Below are 20,970 nucleotides of genomic sequence, written 5' to 3'. Positions count from 1 at the left end.
CGATGCTCTCACCATCCCTCGGGATCAGGTGACGGAAGCGTCCGATGTGTTCGCCAAACCCCTTGTCGGGGCGCGGGCTGCCGGCCACATCAAACCGTCAGCCACGCTAGCCCTGCCGCCGCCTTTGGGTCAAGACCGCCGCTTCCCTACCAAAACAGCGGTTAAAGAGCCGTCAGAACTTCATCGGCAGGCTCGCCCTGAATGTCCGTCCGGGTGCAGGCCCCGCGCAAAACCGCCTCTTTCCCCGGCACAAACCAGAACAAAACAGAGACGCTTCTGGCCTTTCCGCCCCGAATCACTACATTCGGGGCAAATGTCAGACTTTCCGGACGACATGCCCTTCTTCGACGAGCCCGGCGCAATGCCGTCCCGGCCCGCCAGCGCGCCCGCGCCCAGCGGTATCGCCGCGCGTGCCATGGCCGCGCGCCAGGCGCCTGCCGCCGCCGATTACCTCAAGGGCCTGAATCCCGAGCAGCGCCTCGCCGTTGAAACAACCGAAGGTCCCGTTCTGGTGCTCGCCGGTGCCGGCACCGGCAAGACGCGTGTGCTCACCACCCGCATCGCCCATATCCTCAGCCAGGGCCGCGCCTACCCCAGCCAGATCCTCGCCGTCACCTTCACCAACAAGGCGGCGCGCGAGATGAAGCAGCGCATCGGCGTGCTTGTCGGCGAAGCCGTCGAGGGCATGCCGTGGCTCGGCACGTTCCACTCCATCGGCGTCAAGATGCTGCGCCGCCATGCCGAACTGGCTGGCCTGCGCTCCGACTTCACCATTTTGGACACCGACGACGTCATCCGGCTGATCAAGCAGCTGATCCAGGCCGAGGGCCTCGACGACAAGCGCTGGCCGGCGCGCCAGTTCGCCATGATGATCGACGGTTGGAAGAACAAGGGCCTCGGCCCGGCGGAAATCCCCGAGGGCGACGCGCGCGCCTTCGCCAACGGCAAGGGCCGCGAGCTCTACAAGGCTTATCAGGACCGGCTGCAGACGCTGAACGCCTGCGATTTCGGTGACCTTTTGTGCCACCCGATCCGCATCTTCCGTGCCTATCCCGATGTGCTGAAGGAATACCACAAGCGCTTCAAATACATCCTCGTCGACGAGTACCAGGACACCAACACCGCCCAATACATGTGGCTGCGCCTGCTTGCGCAGGAAACCGGTGGCCCCGGCCAGAAGAATGTCTGCTGCGTCGGCGACGACGACCAGTCGATCTATGGCTGGCGCGGCGCCGAGGTCGACAACATCCTGCGCTTCGACAAGGACTTCCCCGGCGCCGTCGTCATCCGGCTGGAGCGCAACTACCGCTCGACCGCCCATATCCTCGGTGCCGCTTCCCATCTCATTGCCCACAATGAGGGCCGCTTCGGCAAGACGCTGTTCACCGATCGCAACGATCCCGAGGACGGCAAGGTCAATGTTCACGCCGCCTGGGATTCCGAGGAGGAAGCCCGCGCTGTCGGCGAGACCATCGAACAGCTGCAGCGCCAGAAGCACAATCTCAATGACATGGCGATCCTCGTCCGCGCCTCGTTCCAGATGCGCGAGTTCGAAGACCGTTTCGTCACCCTTGGCGTCAACTACCGTGTCGTCGGCGGCCCGCGCTTTTACGAGCGCCAGGAAATCCGCGACGCCATGGCCTATTTCCGCGTCGTCGCCCAGGGTGCCGACGACCTCGCCTTCGAACGCATCGTCAACATCCCCCAAGCGCGGCCTCGGCGAAGCCGCCATCCGCCAGGTCCACGACACCGCGCGCGCGCTCGGCGTGCCGATGCTCGAAGCCGCCCGCAACCTCGCCGAAAGCGATGAGCTCAAGCCCAAGCCGCGCGCTGCCCTGCGCGAAGTCGCGGCCAATTTCGAGCGCTGGCAAAAGGCCCTCGACAACACGCCGCACAACGAACTCGCCGAGACCATTCTCGAAGAGAGCGGCTACACCGACATGTGGAAGAACGACCGCTCGGCCGAAGCGCCGGGTCGGCTCGAGAACCTGAAAGAGCTGATCCGCTCGATGGAGGAATACGAGTCGCTGCGCTCGTTCCTCGAGCATGTCGCGCTCGTCATGGACGCCGACAAGAACGAGGAGCTCGACGCCGTCAACATCATGACGCTGCACTCGGCCAAGGGCCTGGAGTTCGAGACCGTGTTCCTGCCCGGCTGGGAGGAAGGCTTGTTCCCGCACCAGCGCGCGCTTGACGAGGGCGGCCGCTCGGGCCTGGAGGAAGAGCGCCGCCTCGCTTATGTCGGCCTCACCCGCGCCAAAAAGAATCTCCATCTGTGGTTCGTTTCCAACCGCCGCATTCACGGCCTGTGGCAATCGACGATCCCCTCGCGCTTCCTCGACGAACTGCCCGAGGCGCATGTCGAAGTGGCGGACGCCGGCAATTCCTATGGCGGTTATGGCGGCGGGCGCCAAAACCCCTACGGCGCCTCGCGTTTCGACAGCGTTGGCGAAAAATCCTTCTCCAACACCTATGCCACGCCGGGCTGGCAGCGCGCCCAGCAGAACCGCACCGAAGCCACCGACCGCAACTGGGGCTCGCGCTCCGGCCATTCGGTCGAGCGCATCGGTTATGGCGAGACCGATTCAGGCTTCGGCGCCGGCCGCGGCTCGGTCAAGGGCCGCATGATCGAAGGCGAACTGATCGCCAAGTCGGTTTCGACCGAACCCTCGCGCTTCTCAGTTGGCGACCGGGTGTTCCACCAGAAGTTCGGCAACGGCAACATATCGGTCGTCGACGGCAACAAGCTGACCATCGACTTCGACAAGGCCGGCCAGAAGAAGGTGCTGGACGGGTTTGTGAACGCGGTGTGAGGTTCACCGTTTCCGAGCCGGGCGAACTGTAGGGTCGCCAAGGTTCCAACAGGCCAACTTGGCCCCTGCACAAAATCTGCAAGAAACTCCTGAACATCTCCTCGTTGGGGCCGCGATGCGTGCCCGATTGAGGGCGACACATGTCGCATGCAAACGACATCGAACGCCACCTTCCGCACGCCCTGCCAACTGCCCAGACGGCTGCTCGCTGAAGCATGGTGGCTGGCCGATCCAAGTCCGCCGTCCGTACAGGCAGCAGTCCTGCCCTTTGCGGCCGCATCCCGGACGACAGACCAGACCTCCAGCGCCGGGCGCCGCCTATGACCCTCAGCCAGTCCCTCTCCGCCGTCCCCACCAAGGTCGGCGCCGCCCTGCTGCTGACGGCGGCGGCCGATTTTCTGCTGTTCAGGCAGCCCATCAACATCTCTTTCTTCATCTTCGCTGCCCTTGTCGGCGCAGCCGCGATCGCCTTCCACGCCAAGGCGCCGCATCCCCGATCGCTTGCGGCCAAGATGGCGCTCGCTGTGGTCGCCCTTGCCCCGCTTGCCGAACAAGTCACTCCACTTTCGTCAACCGTCGCGACCCTTGCCCTGTCGGCCCTTGCGCTATCGATCTCCGCGCGCCTGCGATCCGGCCCGACGAACGTTTTGAAGCGGATCGCCGGCTTTCTCGTGACGGTCCCGTTCAGCATGGGGTTCGACATCGCGCGTTTGCGCAAAGCGGCCGGGCCCCGCAAGGGTCTGCGCTTTGGCAATCTTGCGGCATGGACGCTGGCAATCGCGCTGGGGGCAGTGTTCGCTTTGCTGTTCGGCATCGCGAACCCTGTCATCGGCTACTGGATATCGCTGATCGATCTGAGCGCCATTCTCGACCTTCTCGACATCTGGCGGTTTTCCTTCTGGCTCATCGTGGTCGGGCTCGTCTGGGCTTTCCTCCGGCCGAGATTGCCCCGATGGTCCCGCAGGTCCTCGACCATGGGGACCGCCGTACCCGACAAGGACGACAGGCCGACGACCACTGTGGAGCAGGCGATCTTCGGCATAGCAGCGATCCTGCGCGCCCTGGTCGTGTTCAACCCTGTTTGCCCTACAGACAGTGCTCGACGGCGCCTATCTGTGGGGCGGCATGGAGTTGCCCGCGGGCCTCACCTACGCCGCCTATGCCCATCGCGGAGCCTATGCGCTGATCGTCACCGCACTGCTTGCCGCAATCTTCGTGCTTGCTGCTCTCAGGCCTGGCAGCGCCACCTCAGCCAATCGACGCATCCGCGCCCTGGTCTATCTCTGGTCGGCGCAGAACGTCGTCCTTGTCATCTCGTCCATCTTGCGGCTCGACCTCTACATCGGCGCCTATTCGCTGACCTACTGGCGCGTCGCCGCCTTCGTGTGGATGGGGCTGGTCGCCACCGGCATCCTCCTGATCATGGCGCGTATCGCGCTTGAAAAGTCGAATGAATGGCTTCTGGGTGTCAACATGCTGACGCTTTCTGCGGTTCTCTACGTCAGTTGCTTTGTCAACTTCGCCGCAATCATCGCCCATTACAATGTCAGCCACAGCCGTGAAATGTCGGACGGAGGATCGGAATTGGACTGGTTTTATCTGCGCTCGCTTGGGCCTCAGGCAATCCCGGCAATTGACATGATGCTCAACCGCACAGGTGACATGGGCACGGCCGCGCGGACCAGCCTCGTCTCGCGCCACTACGAGGCGGACCAGTTCCGCGCCCAGCAGCAGAACTGGCGTGCCTGGAGCTTCCGCAACTTCAGGCTGGCAGCCTATCTCAACCGCCAGTCCTCCCCGCTTCCTGGCGCAGCGGCAGCGCCGCAGTGACGACGATGCCTCGCCACATCCTCGTCGTCGACGACGATCCCCATATCCGCGACGTGATCTGCTTTGCCCTCGACAAGGCCGGCATGGAGACCGAGCCGGTAGCCGACGGCATGGCCGCACTCGAGCGCGTCGAGCGCAGATTGCCAGACCTGATCGTTCTCGACGTCGGCTTGCCCGAAATGGACGGGCTCGAGCTATGCCGCCGGCTCCGGCGCATTTCCGACGTGCCAGTTCTGTTCCTGTCGGCTCGCGACGAGGAGATCGACCGCATCCTCGGCCTCGAAATGGGTGGCGACGACTACGTCACCAAACCCTTCAGCCCGAGGGAACTGGTGGCCCGCGTCAACGTCATCCTTCGTCGTGCGCGCTCCGCTGCTCCGGGCGTCCCTATCCCGGCAAGCCTAAGTCACGGCCACCTTGTGCTCGAGCGGTCGCGGCACACGGTCAATTTCGGCGACCGGGAAATCGATCTCACCTCAACGGAGTTCACCATCGTCACGGCGCTCATGACGAGACCGACACATGTGCTGAACCGCAATCAGCTGATTGATGCCAGCCATGCCGCCCACATCCACATCTCGGATCGCACCGTCGACAGCCATGTCCGCAATATCCGCGCCAAATTTGCGGTAGCAGGTTGCACGGACGTGATCGAGACCGTTCATGGCATAGGCTTCAGGCTCGGGCGGTGTGGCGCTTGAAGGACAAGTGGCGCCCTTCGATCAGCCTCGTCGTGCTGGCCATCTTGGCCACCGTCATGGCACTGCCGCTGCTGGGGCTGTTCTGCTTCCAGCTCTACCAGGAGCGCTTCGCGCCTGCTGCCGAGCCCGCCATGTTCTCGCATGGCGCCGTTGCGGCAGCGGCCCTCGTGATTGGTGTCACACTGCTGATCGCCTTTGTCTTCATCCGCACGATCACCCGCCCGATGCACGACCTGATGGAGCGAACGATCCGCATTGCCGAGGGCGAAACCCGTGCCATCCGCCCTCTCGCCCATCACGGCACGCGCGAGATGGCGGAGCTGTCGAGAGCTTTCCTCGACATGGCCCGCAAGCTACAGATTCGAAACGAAACGATCCGCACCTTCGCCACCCACGTCTCGCACGAGTTGAAATCACCCCTGACGGCAATCCAGGGCGCTGCCGAATTGCTCCGCGACGCAAGCGACCAGATGGATCCTGCCACCAAGACGCGGTTCCTCGACAACATAGTCGCTGATACCGACAGGCTGAATCGACTTGTTCGCCGCCTGATCGAACTGGCCCGCGCCGATAATCCAGCCTTGTCCGGCCAGAGCACGTCGCTTGCTGAGATATTCGACCACCTCGCTCCAGTCGATGGTGTCGACATATCTGTGGCGTCCGGCGCCGACACTCGCATCGCCATTTCCCCCGAAAACGGTGCGGCAATCCTCTCCAATCTTGTCGACAACTCGCTGCACCACGGCGCGAGCCACTTTGTCGTGGAAGCCAGCAGTTCGAACGGAATGGTCACCATCGCTGCGATCGATGACGGCCACGGCGTGTCGCCCAACAATCGCGATCGCATCTTCGAGCCGTTTTTCACCACCCGACGCGAAAGCGGAGGGACCGGTCTCGGCCTCGGCATCGTGACAGCTTTACTCAGTGCGCATGACGGAACGATCCGTCTTTCCAGCGCCGACAAGGGCGCAAGGTTTGAGATCCGGCTACCGGCAGCGTGAGGCCGCCTCGTACCCCCCTCACCCGCCTTTCCCCACCCAGTACCTTGGCCCCGGCCCGAGCCGACTGGCGCGGTCGTCAGGATTGACCAGCTGGCAGCGTTCCAGGGACAGGCAGCCGCAGCTAATGCATTCGGTGAGCCCTATCTTCAGCCGCTTGAGCTCGTTGATGCGTTCGTCGATGCGGTGCGTCCAGCGCTGCGACAGCTGCGACCAGTCCTGCCCCGTCGGAACATGGTCGGAAGGCAGCCGCGCAAGCTCGGCCCCCACCTCCTCCAGCGACATGCCGAGCCGCTGCGCGAAGACGATGAAGGCGATGCGCCTCAGCACCCAGCGCGGAAAGCGCCGGTGCCCCGATCCGGCGCGCTCGGAGGCGATCAGCCCGCGCTCTTCGTAATAGCGCAAGGCCGAGGCAGCGACGCCCGAGCGCCTCGAAATCTGGTTGATCGTCAGCAGCTGTTCCATCCGGCCACTAAAGCAAATCGAGCGCTTGACTTCAAGTTCACTTGAACTTGTAGGGAAGCGTCGTCAACCCCGCATTGGGCCGCCAGGCGACATCTCCGGGCACCAGCCAAATGCGCCAGATCACGCATCAAGGAGCCTTGCAGATGACAATTCTTGTGACCGGAGCGACCGGCAATGTTGGCGGAGCAATCATTCGCGAGCTGGCCGAGCGCGGAGCCAGCGTCCGTGCCATGACCCGCAACCCCGGCAGCGCCAGGCTGCCGGAAGGGGTCGAGGTCGTAGCAGGCGACTTCGGCGACCCCAACAGCCTTGTAGCCGCCTTCGCCGGCGCCAAAGCTCTGCACCTGATCAACTACGATGCCAATGCCGGCGCGCACATGAAAAATCCCGAAGCCGTCGTCGCCTTGGCCAAGGCCGCCGGCATCGAGCGCGTGACGTCGTTCCGCGGCGAGGAACCCGGCGCGCTGGAACGGGCATTGCAGCAGAGTGGCCTCGCCTGGACCGACTTCTTCATTCCGGTCGAGTTCATGACCAACGCCCTGCAATGGGCACAGTCGGTGGCGGCGGAAGGCGTTGTCAGGGCGTTCGGCCCGGCACGGAGCGCGATGATCCACGAGGCCGATATCGGCACGTCGATCGCCAACGCTTTGACCGCTGTCGGTCATGCCGGCAAGAGCTACACCCTGACCGGCCCCGAGGCCCTGACGCCGCAGGACAAGGTCGATGCTCTTGGCGAGACGACAGGCAAGGCGATCAGGCTCATCGAGCTCTCCGAAGCCGAGGCGCGCGCCAAGTGGCGGGCGCTCGGCACGCCCGAGCCGTTCATCGAGTTCCTGGTGGATTGGCACGTCAACACGCCTGAAAGCGCCTATCAGGTGCTGCCCGCCGTCGAGCAGCTGACCGGCTGCCTGCCCCGCACCTTCCGGCAGTGGGCGTTCGAACGCGCGGCCGCATTCCGAAGCTGAGCAGCGAGCGCAGGCGCGCATGCAAAGCCCCTTGCCGGCATTCGCGGCAAGGGGCCTCGTTGTCGGGCGCGCCACTTACCGGTTGCTGCCTTGCATGCGCAGGAATAACATTAGATTGCGCTAATTCATGGATCGCAGGGAGGCGAAGACGATGCGCAGATATATTGATTGCCGTGAATTCCCGAGCGAAATGAAATGCACGGTGGCGATCGCGGCCGACAGCGAGGACGAACTGGTCAACGCGGCCGTCCAGCATGCCGTCGCCGTACACGGCGAACACGACACGCCGGATTTCCGCGCCGAAGTCAGGAAGGCCATTCACATTGGCTCGCCGCCGGCCTGATTGGCACACGCAACTTCGGACCTTGCTCTACGGCTGCATTGCCCAAACGCCACAGGGGCGGCGGACTTGGCTTAGCGCGCGTCGCGCCACAGCGCGTCAAACACTGGCCGGTCAGACGCACGTGTCAGTTTTTCATTGAGGGGTTCCGGCGAGCAGCCTACTGCCGCCGAACCGGTTCATTGCCGCTCCTCATCGCCTTCAGCCGTTCGGCGGCTGATGCCGCCAGTTCGGCATAGCGGTCTTCCAGCTTTTCCGCCGCTACCAGCACCTCCGGCTCGAAATCATTGGCCTCGAGCACCCGCCGCAATTTCTCGACGAATTCGGCCTGCTGCTCGAGCGCGGCAAACAGCTTCTTGACCTGATCGCGGCTGATATCGGGATTGGCAAGCGTCGCTGGAACCTCGCGCGCCATCTCGGCGCCGGTCTCGGCCTGCTCTCTGAGGATGTCCAGCCAATCAGTCACGCTACGCCAAACCCTACCCGCCACAATCTTGTCCCCGACCGGGGAAATCGTCAACCGCCCAAGGCAGCCGAAAGCTGCTGCGTGGAACGTGCATTCACACCAGAGACAGGAATGGCCTAGCCTACGTTTTTGTTCCCAAAACCTCACACGCCGCATATGCCGCGCCGCGCTCACGCCTTCGCCTTGGCATCGTGCTTTTTGGCCGCCTCTTCGCATTTGCGGCGGATTTCCTCGACTTCGGTTTCGGTCAGATGCTCGATGCCGATGAAGTGGTTCTGCGCCCTGCCGACGCGGATCAGCTCGTCGAGCTTGGCCTGAATCGCAGCGCCATCGCGGTTCTGGGTGTTCTGGATCAAAAACACCATCAGGAAGGTGATGATGGTGGTGCCGGTGTTGATCACCAGCTGCCAGGTGTCGGAAAAGCCGAAGACCGGGCCCGAGGCCGCCCAGGCGAGAACGATCAGACCGCAGCCGAGGAAGGTCAGCGGCAGGCCGGCGGCATAAGCCACTTTGTTGGCAATCCTGGTGAAAACTCTCTCGAACATCGGAACTTCCCTTCGGCTGGCGAAAGGAAACAATCGGCGCCCGCTTCGGGTTCCGCCGGGTGCACAGCGGCGTGGCTAGCCCTCGCGCGCCTCCCAGCGGTCGAGGAACGCCTCGATCGGCAGGCTCTGCATGTCGGGGATCGCCTCGAACAGCCGTTCGGGCGGCCAGTCCCACCAGGCAAGCGCCTCGATACGGGCCGAAATTTCGGGTGGAAAACGCAGCTTCAGCCGCTTGGCCGGAACGCCGGCGAATATCTCGTAAGCACCGACATCGCGTGTCACCACGGCATTCGCGCCGATCACCGCGCCATTGCCGATGGTCAGTCCGGGCATGATCACCGCGCCGTGGCCGATCCACACGTCATGGCCGATGGTCACCGGCTTTGCCCTGCGGCGCTCACGAAAATCACCGTCGACGCCGAGATAACGGAAATATTCGTTGGGCCGGTAGCTCACCTTGTGCGTGGTCAGCCGCTCCATCGGATGCTCGAGCGCGTTGATGCGCGTGTTGGCGGCGATCGAGCAGAACTTGCCGATTCTGGTGTAGATCGCCTCGGCATGGCGCTCGAAATAGGAATAGTCGCCGACAACCACCTCGCGCAGCACGACGCGCTCGCCGACAGCAACATGCCGGCCAAGGCGGCAGCCCTTGAGCTCCGATGTCGGGTGGATGCGCGGCTCGTCATCCTTGAAGCGAAGGTCGGCAGGTGTGTCCATCAGCGGGATTTACGCCCGCGCCATCGACCTCGCAAGCTATTGCGGCTTGCCCTTGGTCCAGACGACGTTCTGGCCATAGAGCGGCACTGTCGTCATCGACATCTTGGCCGAGCCGTCCTGCACCTGGCGCGAATGGGCGAGATAGATCAGCGTCTCGTTGTTCTTGTCGTAGATGCGGTTCACCACCTGCTCCTTCCAGATCAGGCTGATGCCCTGCTTGAACACCTCCTCGCCCTCCTGGTCGAGGTCGATCTCGCCGATGCTGATCGGCCCCGTCTGCTGGCAGGAAATGGCTGAATCAGAAGGGTTCTCGAACCAGTTGCCTTTCTGCAGCCGGTCGATCACACCGCGGTCGAAATAGGAGACGTGGCAGGTCACGCCCTCCACCTTCGGGTCCTTGATCGCCTCGACGATGATGTCATTGCCAAGCCAGTCGACGCCAACCTCGCCGACCTGCTGGGCCATGGCGGGTGTAACGACACCAAGCGCAACCGTCGTGGCAAGAATGGAAAGGGCACGCCGCATGAAAGCCTCCTGGAATGGTGTAGTCGCCAACACTTGGGTCAGCCGATCGCATGATACAAGGCAACAGCGAAGTATGGCGCTCGCGAAATGGTGTTTCGTGGCCGAATGGGAGCGTCAACATGTCCCTTTTGGCAAATCACACGCCGCGCTATGAAGGGTTGATGAAACAGGCTCAGCCCATATCGCTCAAGACGACCGCGTGGGTAGCGCTGGGTCTTGGCGCGTTTGCGGCCGCATCGGGCCTTGCCTTCGCCTCATGGCTGGACAAGGGCGCCGGCATCTTCATGTCGCTCGTCGACGCCGGCATGTCGTGGTGCTTCTGAAAAGCAAGCCAATCACTATGGAATCACAATCGATCATGCGCACGATCCTCGCCGGCATTCTGCTCCTGATGGCCACGGGCTTTGGCTGGATGGGCTACAACTGGGTTCAAGGACCCGGCGGCGGAAAATGGATTCAGGAAATCAGCGGCGGCAAAGCCTTCGGCGCACCTTTCGTGCTCGTCGACCAGAAGGGTGCCGAGATCACCGAGGCTGCCTTCCGCGGCCAACCGAGTGCCGTGTTTTTCGGCTTCACCCATTGCCCCGAAGTCTGTCCGACCACGCTGTTTGAGCTCGACGGCCTGCTCAAACAGATGGGCGACGAGGGCAAGAACCTCCGCGCCTATTTCGTCTCGGTCGATCCCGAGCGCGACACGCCCGAGGTCATGAACAGCTACGTCAGCAACGTCTCCGACCGCATCACCGGTATCACCGGCTCGCCCGACAAGATCGCCGCCATGGCCAAGTCCTTCGGCATCTATTTCAAGAAGGTTCCGACCGAAGGCGGCGACTACACCATGGACCATACGGCGTCGGTGCTGCTGCTCAAGAGCAATGGTGATTTCTTCGGCACGATCGCTTATGAGGAGAACCCAGAGACCGCACTTGCCAAGCTCAAGCGGCTTGCCAAGGAAGGCTGACCCTCCTCTTCCGGACCTGACATGACCCAGACACGGCTGCACCTCATCACCGGCCGCGAAGCTGCCAACCGCATCTTCGCCGCCCTCGAAACCGCTTTCGAGGAAGACGGCTGGCCGATCGCCGTGATCGAGATCGACGAGGACCGCGACATCCACGAAGTGTCGCTTTATGCCGACGGCGATGTCGACGACATTGCCCGGCGCATGGCCGAAGTCGCAGCTGAAGCCGGCCACACGGGCGCGCTTGGCCGCGAGATACTGCCCGACGTCGACTGGGTGGCAAAGTCGCTCGAAGGCCTGAGGCCGGTCGAAGCCGGCCGCTTCATCGTCCATGGCAGCCATGATCGCGAGGATGTGCGCCCCGGCCAGATCGCCATCGAGATCGAGGCCGGCCTCGCCTTCGGCACCGGCCACCACGGCACCACATCCGGCTGCCTCGAGATGATCGAAAAGGTCGTCGCCGAGGAAAAGCCGACCAATGCGCTCGACCTCGGCACCGGCAGCGCCGTGCTTGCCATTGCAGTTGCCAAGCTGGCGCCGATCCCGGTGCTGGCGACCGACATCGACCCCGTCGCAACCGAAGTCGCTGCCGCCAATGTGCGTCTCAACGGCGCTGCCGACCACGTCGAGACGGCGACGGCGGAAGGCTTCGACGATCCGATCTTCGCTGCGCGCGGCCCGTTCGATCTGATCGTCGCCAACATCCTGGCGCAGCCTCTGATGCAACTCGCACCTGAAATGGCAGACCATCTGGCGGCCAATGGTTCTCTGGTGCTGTCGGGCATCCTCGATCGCCAGCACGACGCCGTGGTCGAAGCCTATGTCGCCGCCAAATTCCGCCACGTCGAAACCTTCCATCGGGAAGGCTGGGTGACGATCCACCTCAAGAACTGACCGCCCTGGCACAAGCCGGCAGCGTTGCCAGCGGGGGCGCGCGACGATAGGTTCGCCGGAAATCAGTTTCCGGGAAACCACCATGTTCCAGTCCTTCGATTCCGCCGGCGACCCCTCCGTCGGCAAGCCGCGCGTGGCGCTGCTCCGGCAATGGCTCAAGGACAACGGGCTCGACGGCTTCGTCGTGCCCCGGGCCGACGAGCATCAGGGTGAATACGTCCCGCCGCGCTCGAATCGCTTGCGATGGCTGACCGGCTTCAGCGGATCGGCCGGCGTGGCCATCGTGCTCGCCCGCAGCGCCTACATCTTTGTCGACGGCCGCTACACGCTGCAGGTACGCGACGAGGTCGATCTCGACATCTTCACCGTCGAAAGCCTGATCGACAATCCCCCGTCCAGCTGGATCAGGGAGAGCCTGCCCAAGGGCGCCCGGCTCGGCTTCGACCCCTGGCTGCACACCATGGGCGACGTCAAGGCGCTCACCGCCTCGGCCGAGAAGGTCGGCGCCATGCTCGTCCCCCTCGCCCGCAACCCCATCGACGCGATATGGGAGGACCAGCCCGACGCGCCGCTGGCCCCGGTTGAAATCCATCCCGAGGCCTTTGCCGGCGTACTGGCCAAGGACAAGCTCAAGCGGCTCGCCGGGGCAATCGAAGGCGAAGGCGCAACCCATGCGATCCTGACCGACCCGTCGTCGCTGGCATGGGCGTTCAACATTCGTGGCGGCGACGTGCCGCACACGCCGCTGGCCCTGGGTTTCGCCATACTGGCCGCAGACGGCACGCATGCGGTGTTCATGGACAAGCGCAAGATGGGCCGCACCGAAGAAGCCTATCTGACCCAACTCGCCGACATCAAAGCACCGGGCAAGCTTGAGGAAGCCGTCGCCGCTCTCGCCAAATCAGGCGCGAGGATCGCGCTCGACCCGGTGCTGGCGGCCGACAGGCTGCGCGCCCTGATCGAGGATAATGGCGGCACCGTGGTTCAGGCACCTGACCCGGCACGCCTGCCGCGCGCCACCAAGAATGCCGCCGAGATCGCGGGCTCGCGGGCCGCCCATCGCCGCGACGGCGCGGCGGTCGCCAAGCTCCTGTGCTGGCTCGACCGGCAGCAGCCGGGCAGCCTCGACGAGATCGCCGTGGTCGCGAAACTGGAAGAAAGCCGCCGCCAGACCGGCGAAGAAACGCAGATGCCGCTGCGCGACGTGTCATTCGACACCATCTCGGGTGCCGGCCCCAATGGCGCGATCATGCATTACCGCGTGTCAAAAGCGACGAGCCGCATGCTCGGCGACGGCGAATTGTTCCTGCTCGATTCGGGCGCGCAATATCAGGACGGCACCACCGACATCACCCGCACGATGCCGGTAGGCAAGCCGACCGAGGAAATGCGCGAGCGCTTCACGCTCGTGCTCAAGGGCATGATCGCCATTTCAACCGCACGCTTTCCAGCCGGCGCCCGCGGCGCCGACATCGATGCCCTTGCCCGCATAGCCTTGTGGAAGCATGGGCTCGACTACGCCCACGGCACCGGCCACGGCGTCGGCTCCTACCTCGCCGTCCACGAAGGCCCGCAGCGCATCGCCAAGACCGGCATGGAAAAGCTGCTCGCCGGCATGATCCTGTCCAACGAGCCCGGCTACTACAAGGAAGGCCATTACGGCATCAGGCTGGAAAACCTGATCCTGGTGACGCCAACCACCGAACTGCCCGGCGGCGACATCGCCGTGCACGGCTTCGAGACGCTGACGCTGGCGCCCTTCGACCAGCGCCTGCTGCGCGCCGACCTGCTGACCCGCGAGGAGCTCGATTGGCTCAACGCCTATCACGCCCGTGTGCTGGCCGAGATCGGGCCGATGCTCGACGGCGAAACGCTTGCCTGGCTGGAAAAGGCAACGGCACAGATCGCCTGACCGGCGGCTGACCCGCCGCCCCTGGCGGCGGGATGGCTCAACCGATGAAATGCCTGAGTGCGATCAGCACGGCGGCACCGGCCAGAAACATCGTCATCAGGCCGCCGCGCAGCGAAACAACGGCTGCAACCGCAAGCGCTGCAAGTTCAGCCGGGCCCGCCGACAGCGCGGCGGGTGCCACCAGCGTGGTCAAAACGGCAGCCGGCACGGCATTGAGCCCCGCTTCGACACGCGGATGGATGCGCTCGAAGCGCGAAATGACGAGGTGGCCGCCGATACGGGTCAGATAAGTCGCAACCGCACCGGCGATGATGATCCAAAGCGTCGTGCTCACGACACCACCTCCGCCGTTTCGTCCGATGTGACCGGCTCGTTGGGACGGATCGGCATGGCGGCGGCAAACAGCACGCCGGCCAGCGCGCCGATGGAAACGTGCCAGGGCGAGCCGACGGTCTTGTAGGCGATCATCGAGGCGACGGCGCTGGCAACGACGATCGGCAGCCAGCGCGGCCGCTTGCGGAAGCTCATCACCAGTCCGAGGAAATAGATCGGCAGCAAGAAATCGAGCCCGATGGCATGCGGATCGGGAATCAGCCGGCCGAACAGCGCTCCGAGTGCGCTTTCTGCGACCCAGAACACATAGATCGGCAGCGCCATGCCCATATACCAGGCGAAGGTCACTTCCTCGCCATTCTCGCCCTTACGCTCGGCCTCGGCATATTGCGGATCGACGAGGAAAAAATAGCCAATGGCCTGCTTCAGGAATGGCCAATGATCGATGCGCTTGCCCACGGCGGCCGAATAGAGCACATGGCGGAAGTTGACGGCGAAGATCGACAGCACCACCAGCCACGGCGCGACATGCTGGCCGAACAGCTCGATACCGACAAGCTGGCTGGCGCCGCCATAGATGCTGGCGCTCATCAGCGTCGCCTCGGTGACGGAGAAACCGTTGTCGACGGCAAGCGCCCCGAACAGGATGGCAAAGGGCGCCGAAGCGACCACCACCGGCACGCTCAAGCGCACGCCTTGCCAGAATTCACCTCGACGATCAGACATTTGGCCTCCGTGGCGCATCGGCCCCAGATCGAACTTTGACTATTTGAATGCACGATGCAGGTCGAAACGCGGGGCAGCTCGACCAAGGCTCCATAGCCCTGCGCGGAGGTCTGAATAAGTCAGCCGGCTTGGCGTGTCACATCAATTCGGTTGAGCCAACGATCAGCGCTTGTTGGCCTTCGGCGGCCGCTTGACCGAACAAGGCGAATTGCCACCGGCATGGAGCCTGCCCATCGTCATGTCGAGTTTGACCGGCAGGTCACGCAGCGCCGAGACGTTCAGTTTGCGCGCAGCCGCCAGCGCCACCTCGCCGCAGGCATGCGCATCCTCGGCCGCGTTATGGTGCCTGAACGAGAAGTCGATATGGCGCGACACCTCGTTGAGCCGGTGCGAGGCAAGCTCCTGCCACACCTTTTTTGCCATCTTGAGCGTACAGATGTAGTCGATGTCAGGACTGGCGGTGCCATACAGCGCATAGGTCGCCCTCAGCACGCTCATGTCGAAGGACGCATTGTGGGCGATCACCAGCGTATCGCCGAGATCGTCTTCGAACTCCTCCATCACCTCGGGAAACTCGGCCGCGTCCTCGACATGTTCGGGCCGGATGCCGTGCACCGCGATGTTGAAGCGCGAAAAGCGCATGTCCTTCGGCCTGATGAGCCGCTCCTCGACGCGGACGACCGCGCCGTCTTCGATCCAGGCAAGGCCGATGGAACACGGGCTGCTGCGCTGCTCGTTGGCAGTTTCAAAGTCGATGGCAATTGCACGCATGAAGTCTGTCAGCCCGCCTTGACCAGAGCGAACCAGCCGTCCTCGTCGATCACCTCGATACCGAGTTCGCTGGCGAGCTTGAGCTTGGATCCGGCTCCCGGGCCGGCGACCACGAGATCCGTCTTCTTGGAAACCGAGCCAGCCACCTTGGCACCAAATTTTTCGGCCATCGCCTTGGCTTCGTCGCGCGACATCTTTTCCAGCGAACCGGTGAAGACCACCGTCTTGCCGGAGACCGGTGAGGACACGTCGCCAATGCGTTCCTCGTCGAGCGGGGTCACTTCGGCCAACAGTGCATCGAGCACCTGGCGGTTGTGCTCCTCGGCGAAGAACTCGACCACTGCTTCGGCAACGATTGTGCCGATGCCGTTGACGCCGGTCAGCTCCTGCCAGGCGGCATTGCCCTTGTCGCCCTTGCCTTCGGGCATCACCGCAGCAGTGCCCGCCGCACGCAACGCGTCGAAACTGATGTAGTGACGGGCCAGCCGCTTGGCGTTGGTCTCGCCGATGTGGCGGATGCCGAGTGCAAACAGGAAGCGTGAGAATTCGACCTGGCGACGGTCGTCGATGGCGGCGAACAGCTTGCGCGCCGAGGTCGCCCCAAAACCGTCGATGTTCTCGAGCTTGGTCAACGAGCCCTCTTGCCGGCGTTTCAGCGTGAAGATGTCGGCTGGCGAGCGCACCCGCAGGGCCGGATCTTCGGCGTGGAAGAAGAACTCGATCTGCTTTTCGCCCAACCCTTCGATGTCGAAGGCATTGCGCGAAACGAAATGACGTAGCCGCTCCACAGCTTGCGCCGGGCAGATCAGGCCGCCGGTGCAGCGGCGCACCACTTCGCCCTCCTCGCGCACGGCATGGCTGTCGCAGGCCGGGCAGCGCGTCGGGAACAGATAGGCTTGCGCATCCGCCGGCCGCTTCTCCATGACGACGTCGAGGATCTGCGGAATGACATCCCCTGCCCGCTGGACGATCACCGTGTCGCCGACGCGGATGTCGCGGCCCTCGCGGATCGGCTGGCCGCTATTGCCGATGCCCCTGATGTAATCCTCATTGTGCAGCGTGGCGTTGGTCACCACCACCCCGCCCACCGTCACCGGCTGCAGCCGCGCCACCGGCGTCAGCGAGCCGGTGCGCCCGACCTGGATGTCGATGCCAAGAAGTGTGGTCGTCGCCTTTTCGGCCGGGAATTTGTGCGCAATCGCCCAGCGCGGCGAACGCGAGACGAAGCCGAGCCGTTGCTGCATGTCGAGACGGTCGACCTTGTAAACGACACCGTCGATATCGTAGCCGAGCGTCGCGCGATTGGCCTCGATCATCCGGTACTGCGACAAAAGCCCTTCGACGCTGTCGAAGACCTTCATCAATGGATTGGTCTTGAAGCCAAAGCGTCCGAAGGCGGCGACCATGCCCATCTGGGTATCGGCCGGCATTTCGCTCACCTCGCCCCAGGCATAGGCGAAAAAGCGCAGCGGCCGGCTGGCGGTGATCGAAGTGTCGAGCTGGCGCAGCGAGCCGGCAGCCGCATTGCGTGGATTGGCGAAGATCGGCTTGCCAGCCTCCTCGTTGCGACGGTTGAGTTCGGCGAAGTCGGCGTGGCTCATATAGACCTCGCCGCGCACTTCGAGCACGTCAGGGAAGTCGCCCGACAACACATTGGGAATGTCGGCGATGGTGCGCGCATTGGCGGTGACGTTCTCGCCGACCTGGCCGTCGCCGCGCGTCGCTGCCGTCACCAGACGCCCGGCTTCGTAGCGAATCGACAATGACAGGCCGTCGATCTTGGGCTCGGCCGTGATCACCACCGGTTCGTCAGCGCCAAGCCTGAGGAAACGCCTGATGCGGCCGACGAACTCGCCGACATCCTCGTCGGCAAAAGCATTGTCGAGCGACAGCATCGGCACGACATGGGCAACCTTGCCGAACTTCTCCGAGACTGCAGCACCAACCGACTTCGATGGCGAATCCTCGCGCACCAGGCCCGGAAAACGCTGTTCGATGGCAAGATTGCGCCGGCGCAGCGCATCGTAGTCAGCATCCGAGATCGTCGGCGCGTCCTCGGCATGATAGCGCAGGTCATGGCCGGCGATTTCTTCGGCCAGTCGCGCAAGTTCCGCCGTGGCTTCGGCCTCGCTCAGCGAATCGACTGGTTTCTCGGACATGGTGCGGCTCCGGCTGAAATGCGCGGCCACCATAAATCAGGACGCCGCGAGACGGGAGCCGGTTTCACCGAAAGCCCACGCAAATCAGCAGGATCGCGAAAGCTCCTGACTTTTGCCGTGGGGCTGGTCAGGACGTCGCGTCGACGTTCTCGCGCAGCAGTCGTTCGGCAGCGGCGCGGGCTTCTTCGGTGATCGAGGCGCCGGAGAGCATGCGGGCAATCTCCTCCTGCCGGGCCGGGCGGTCCATCTCGTGAATGCCGGTGGCAACGCGGTCGGCATTGCCCTTCTTGGAGATCAGGAAGTGTGTCGCAGCCCGCGCGGCGACCTGCGGCGCATGCGTGACCGACAATACTTGCACACGGTTGGCGAGGCGCGCCAGGCGCTGGCCGATGGCGTCGGCGACAGCACCGCCCACGCCTGTGTCGATTTCGTCAAAGACCAGCGTCGGCGCCGAGCCGCGATCGGCAAGTGCAACCTTCAGTGCCAGCAGGAAGCGCGACAGCTCGCCGCCCGAGGCGACCTTCATCATCGGTCCTGGCCGCGTGCCTGGATTGGTGCGGACCCAGAACTCGACCTGGTCGATGCCTTCGAGCATGCGGTTGTCGGTTTCGCTCGATATCTCGACGAGGAACTCGGCACGCTCGAGCTTCAGTGCCGGCAGCTCGGCCATGACGGTCTTGCGCAGGCCTTCAGCGGCCGTCTTGCGCAGCTCTGACAGGCTGGAGGCGATGCGGTCAAAGGTTTCGCGGCTGGTCCGTGCTTGCGCCTCCAGCGACTGCAGCCGCTCTTCGCCAGCGTCGAGATCGGCCAGATCGGCGACCATCGTGTCGCGCAGCTGCGCCAGATTGTCGACGGCAACATTGTGCTTGCGTGCGGCGGCGCGCAGCGCAAACAGCCGCTCTTCGGCCTTCTCCAGCCGCTGCGGATCATACTCGGTGGCACGAAGCGCAGCATCGACACCCGATTGCGCCGCATCGAGCGAGATCATCGCCTCATCGAGCGACTTCACCACCTCGTCGAGCAGGCCGGGCACCTCGCCGGCTTTGCGCTGCAGGCGCCTGAGCAGGCTGGCCAGCTGCGGCAGCGGCGACGACGAGCCCGAAAGCACGTCCTGGGCATCTTGGATTTCGGAAGCGATCTTTTCGACGCGCATCATCGCGGCGCGCAGTTCGGCGAGTTCGCTTTCTTCCCCTGGTTGTGGGTCGAGCTTGCTGAGTTCCGTCACCGAAGCGCGCAGATATTCGGCCTCGCGCGCGGCGGCCTCGACGCGGGCGCGATGGCGCGACAGCTCCGTTTCGGCCCCGCGCCAGATCTTCCACGCCTCGGCGGTCGCCCTCGCCTCGCCGACATGGCCGCCAAACGAATCGAGCACCTCGCGGTGTGCGCCACCGTCGACAAGCGCGCGGTCGTCGTGCTGCCCATGAATCTCGACCAGCGCGCGGCCGACATCGCGCATCAATGTCACGCTGGACGGCTGATCGTTGACGAAGACGCGGGTGCGTCCGTCGGCGGTCTGCACGCGCCTGAGGATGATGTCGCCGTCGTCGTCGATGGCATTGTCAGCAAGCAGCGTGCGCGCCGGATGGTTGCGTGGCACGTCGAATACCGCCGTCACTTGCCCCTGGGCAGCACCATGGCGGACAAGCGAGGCATCGCCGCGCGCGCCAAGCGCGAGCGACAATGCGTCGAGAAGGATGGATTTGCCTGCGCCGGTCTCACCGGTCAGCACCGACAGACCGGGCGTGAAATCGATGTCCAGCCGTTCGATCAGGACGATATCGCGGATCGACAGGCGCGAGAGCATCTAATGTTGATCAGGCGCCGGAGAACATCTTCCCGGCCTTGGAAATCCAGGAGCCGGCATTTTCGCGAGGCTCAAGGCCGCCGGACTGCAGCAGCTTGTACGAATCCTTGTACCACTGGCTGTCAGGATAGTTCTGGCCAAGCACGGCTGCCGCCGTCTGGGCTTCCGAGGTCAGGCCCATCGCGTAATAGGTCTCGACCAGGCGGGCGAGCGCTTCTTCGATGTGGCGCGTGTTCGAGTAGTTCTCGACCACGTTGCGGAAGCGCTTTGCCGAAGCGATGAATTCGCGGCGTTCAAGATAATAGCGGCCGATCTGCATTTCCTTGCCGGCGAGCTGGTCGCGGGCAAAGCGGATCTTGGCATTGGCGTCGTCGACATATTCCGACGCCGGCCAGCGCTGGACCACCTCGGTCATCGCCTCGATGGTGCGGCGGGCTTCCTTCTGATCCTGCGTCACGTCGCGAATTTGGCGGAAATAGCTCAGGCCGATGATGTACTGGGCGTAAGCCGCGTCGTCGGTCGAGGGATAAAGCGCAAGGTAGCGCTTGGCCGAGTTGATCGCCTCTTCATAAGAGCCCTGGCGATAGCTGGCGAAGGCGCCCATGACCATCGATTTGCGCGCAAACTCCGAATAGGGGTGCTGGCGGTCGACGGCTTCGAACTTGCGGCTGGCTTCCTTGAGGCGCCCGGCGTTGAGGTTGGCGAGGCCCTGATTGTAGAGCACGTCGGCCGGTTCGGTCTGCTCGACATAGGTCGCCAGATCCACATCAGCTTCACCCGACATGCAGCCGGAGAGTGCAAGCATCGGAGCGATGAGCGAAAGCGCCACAACCAGAGGCTTCACGCGCAATTTCGATCGATCGGCTCGTATCAATGACATCACAGAGTTTCGCCCCTTTGGCGCTGTTTCGCTTTTAGGCAATGGCCATAGATCACAACTGGCTTTGCCGGGCAACGCTATCAGCCGCCAATCGCGCAATTTTGTGGCACGCAATGACGCATGCCATTTAGTCGGCCGAGTGGTGCAACAAGGTCACACCACTCT

General features: G+C 63.8%; 21 protein-coding genes and 1 pseudogene. 10 read left to right on the top strand and 12 right to left on the bottom strand.

The window, feature by feature from the left end; all coding sequences use genetic code 11:
- Window positions 1–313 precede the first annotated feature (313 nt).
- A pseudogene (locus ACHMW7_RS14235) lies at window positions 314–2,813 on the top strand (ATP-dependent helicase).
- 832 nt (window positions 2,814–3,645) lie between these two features.
- Here ACHMW7_RS14235 and ACHMW7_RS14230 read toward each other — a convergent pair.
- Window positions 3,646–3,855 carry a hypothetical protein gene (locus tag ACHMW7_RS14230; protein ID WP_395450849.1) on the bottom strand — a complete coding sequence of 70 codons (210 nt, stop codon included), beginning with the start codon at window positions 3,853–3,855 and terminating at the stop codon, window positions 3,646–3,648.
- A gap of 53 nt (window positions 3,856–3,908) precedes the next feature.
- Between ACHMW7_RS14230 and ACHMW7_RS14225 the strand changes: the two genes are divergently transcribed.
- From ACHMW7_RS14225 to ACHMW7_RS14215, 3 genes are read left to right on the top strand one after another with little or no spacing between them, the layout of a single operon-like run.
- Window positions 3,909–4,643, top strand: coding sequence for a DUF4173 domain-containing protein (locus tag ACHMW7_RS14225; protein WP_395450848.1), 735 nt, complete (start codon window positions 3,909–3,911; stop codon window positions 4,641–4,643).
- Between the two features lie 5 nt (window positions 4,644–4,648).
- Window positions 4,649–5,344 (top strand): response regulator, encoded by a 696-nt coding sequence (locus ACHMW7_RS14220; RefSeq protein WP_395451327.1) that lies wholly within the window; start codon window positions 4,649–4,651, stop codon window positions 5,342–5,344.
- Window positions 5,332–6,345 (top strand): ATP-binding protein, encoded by a 1,014-nt coding sequence (locus tag ACHMW7_RS14215; protein WP_395450847.1) that lies wholly within the window; start codon window positions 5,332–5,334, stop codon window positions 6,343–6,345. The genes ACHMW7_RS14220 and ACHMW7_RS14215 overlap by 13 nt, the downstream gene beginning before the upstream one ends.
- An 18-nt stretch (window positions 6,346–6,363) precedes the next feature.
- Here the strand turns inward: ACHMW7_RS14215 and soxR are convergent, their stop codons facing one another.
- Entirely contained in the window at window positions 6,364–6,807 is a 444-nt protein-coding gene (soxR, locus tag ACHMW7_RS14210; protein ID WP_395450846.1) for a redox-sensitive transcriptional activator SoxR, read from the bottom strand.
- A gap of 143 nt (window positions 6,808–6,950) precedes the next feature.
- On the opposite strand from soxR, the gene ACHMW7_RS14205 reads away from it, so the two are divergent.
- Both ACHMW7_RS14205 and ACHMW7_RS14200 read left to right on the top strand, forming a co-directional pair.
- Entirely contained in the window at window positions 6,951–7,772 is an 822-nt protein-coding gene (locus tag ACHMW7_RS14205; RefSeq protein ID WP_395450845.1) for an NmrA family NAD(P)-binding protein, read from the top strand.
- Window positions 7,773–7,923: 151 nt separating this feature from the next.
- Window positions 7,924–8,115 (top strand): DUF1059 domain-containing protein, encoded by a 192-nt coding sequence (locus tag ACHMW7_RS14200; protein WP_310317219.1) that lies wholly within the window; start codon window positions 7,924–7,926, stop codon window positions 8,113–8,115.
- Window positions 8,116–8,272: 157 nt separating this feature from the next.
- Here the strand turns inward: ACHMW7_RS14200 and ACHMW7_RS14195 are convergent, their stop codons facing one another.
- From ACHMW7_RS14195 to ACHMW7_RS14180, 4 genes are all read right to left on the bottom strand, one after another.
- On the bottom strand, window positions 8,273–8,578 hold the full coding sequence (locus ACHMW7_RS14195; RefSeq protein ID WP_395450844.1) for a hypothetical protein: 306 nt from the start codon (window positions 8,576–8,578) through the stop codon (window positions 8,273–8,275).
- Window positions 8,579–8,748: 170 nt separating this feature from the next.
- A complete protein-coding gene (locus ACHMW7_RS14190; RefSeq protein WP_395450843.1) occupies window positions 8,749–9,123 on the bottom strand; it encodes a low affinity iron permease family protein in 375 nt (124 codons plus the stop codon).
- 75 nt (window positions 9,124–9,198) lie between these two features.
- The gene (locus ACHMW7_RS14185) at window positions 9,199–9,840 is read right to left on the bottom strand and encodes a DapH/DapD/GlmU-related protein (RefSeq protein ID WP_395450842.1); all 642 of its coding nucleotides are present in this window, start codon (window positions 9,838–9,840) and stop codon (window positions 9,199–9,201) included.
- 36 nt (window positions 9,841–9,876) lie between these two features.
- Window positions 9,877–10,365, bottom strand: a complete 489-nt coding sequence (locus ACHMW7_RS14180) for a CreA family protein (RefSeq protein WP_395450841.1) — start codon at window positions 10,363–10,365, stop codon at window positions 9,877–9,879.
- 119 nt (window positions 10,366–10,484) lie between these two features.
- On the opposite strand from ACHMW7_RS14180, the gene ACHMW7_RS14175 reads away from it, so the two are divergent.
- The 4 genes from ACHMW7_RS14175 (at window position 10,485) to ACHMW7_RS14160 (ending at window position 14,132) form a co-directional block, all read left to right on the top strand.
- The gene (locus tag ACHMW7_RS14175) at window positions 10,485–10,688 is read left to right on the top strand and encodes a hypothetical protein (RefSeq protein WP_395450840.1); all 204 of its coding nucleotides are present in this window, start codon (window positions 10,485–10,487) and stop codon (window positions 10,686–10,688) included.
- A gap of 32 nt (window positions 10,689–10,720) precedes the next feature.
- A complete protein-coding gene (locus tag ACHMW7_RS14170) occupies window positions 10,721–11,326 on the top strand; it encodes an SCO family protein (protein ID WP_395451326.1) in 606 nt (201 codons plus the stop codon).
- A gap of 21 nt (window positions 11,327–11,347) precedes the next feature.
- Window positions 11,348–12,220: a 50S ribosomal protein L11 methyltransferase gene (locus tag ACHMW7_RS14165; RefSeq protein ID WP_395450839.1), complete on the top strand. Its 873-nt coding sequence runs from the start codon at window positions 11,348–11,350 to the stop codon at window positions 12,218–12,220.
- Between the two features lie 82 nt (window positions 12,221–12,302).
- Window positions 12,303–14,132 (top strand): aminopeptidase P family protein, encoded by a 1,830-nt coding sequence (locus tag ACHMW7_RS14160; protein WP_395450838.1) that lies wholly within the window; start codon window positions 12,303–12,305, stop codon window positions 14,130–14,132.
- Window positions 14,133–14,169: 37 nt separating this feature from the next.
- Here the strand turns inward: ACHMW7_RS14160 and ACHMW7_RS14155 are convergent, their stop codons facing one another.
- The 6 genes from ACHMW7_RS14155 to ACHMW7_RS14130 form a co-directional block, all read right to left on the bottom strand.
- On the bottom strand, window positions 14,170–14,466 hold the full coding sequence (locus tag ACHMW7_RS14155; RefSeq protein ID WP_395450837.1) for an AzlD family protein: 297 nt from the start codon (window positions 14,464–14,466) through the stop codon (window positions 14,170–14,172).
- The gene (locus ACHMW7_RS14150; RefSeq protein WP_395450836.1) at window positions 14,463–15,191 is read right to left on the bottom strand and encodes an AzlC family ABC transporter permease; all 729 of its coding nucleotides are present in this window, start codon (window positions 15,189–15,191) and stop codon (window positions 14,463–14,465) included. Before ACHMW7_RS14150 ends, ACHMW7_RS14155 begins: the two co-directional genes overlap by 4 nt.
- Window positions 15,192–15,353: 162 nt before the next feature.
- Window positions 15,354–15,962 (bottom strand): 3'-5' exonuclease, encoded by a 609-nt coding sequence (locus ACHMW7_RS14145; RefSeq protein ID WP_395450835.1) that lies wholly within the window; start codon window positions 15,960–15,962, stop codon window positions 15,354–15,356.
- A gap of 8 nt (window positions 15,963–15,970) precedes the next feature.
- Window positions 15,971–18,121 carry an NAD-dependent DNA ligase LigA gene (ligA, locus tag ACHMW7_RS14140; RefSeq protein ID WP_395450834.1) on the bottom strand — a complete coding sequence of 717 codons (2,151 nt, stop codon included), beginning with the start codon at window positions 18,119–18,121 and terminating at the stop codon, window positions 15,971–15,973.
- 127 nt (window positions 18,122–18,248) lie between these two features.
- Window positions 18,249–19,925 carry a DNA repair protein RecN gene (recN, locus tag ACHMW7_RS14135; protein ID WP_395450833.1) on the bottom strand — a complete coding sequence of 559 codons (1,677 nt, stop codon included), beginning with the start codon at window positions 19,923–19,925 and terminating at the stop codon, window positions 18,249–18,251.
- 10 nt (window positions 19,926–19,935) lie between these two features.
- A complete protein-coding gene (locus tag ACHMW7_RS14130) occupies window positions 19,936–20,805 on the bottom strand; it encodes an outer membrane protein assembly factor BamD (RefSeq protein ID WP_395450832.1) in 870 nt (289 codons plus the stop codon).
- Window positions 20,806–20,970 lie beyond the last annotated feature (165 nt).

This window comes from Aminobacter sp. UC22_36 (assembly GCF_044056035.1).
GTDB lineage: Bacteria > Pseudomonadota > Alphaproteobacteria > Rhizobiales > Rhizobiaceae > Aminobacter.
The sequence above is the reverse complement of the archived record's forward strand: the minus strand, read 5'-3'. Positions and strand labels throughout refer to the sequence as shown.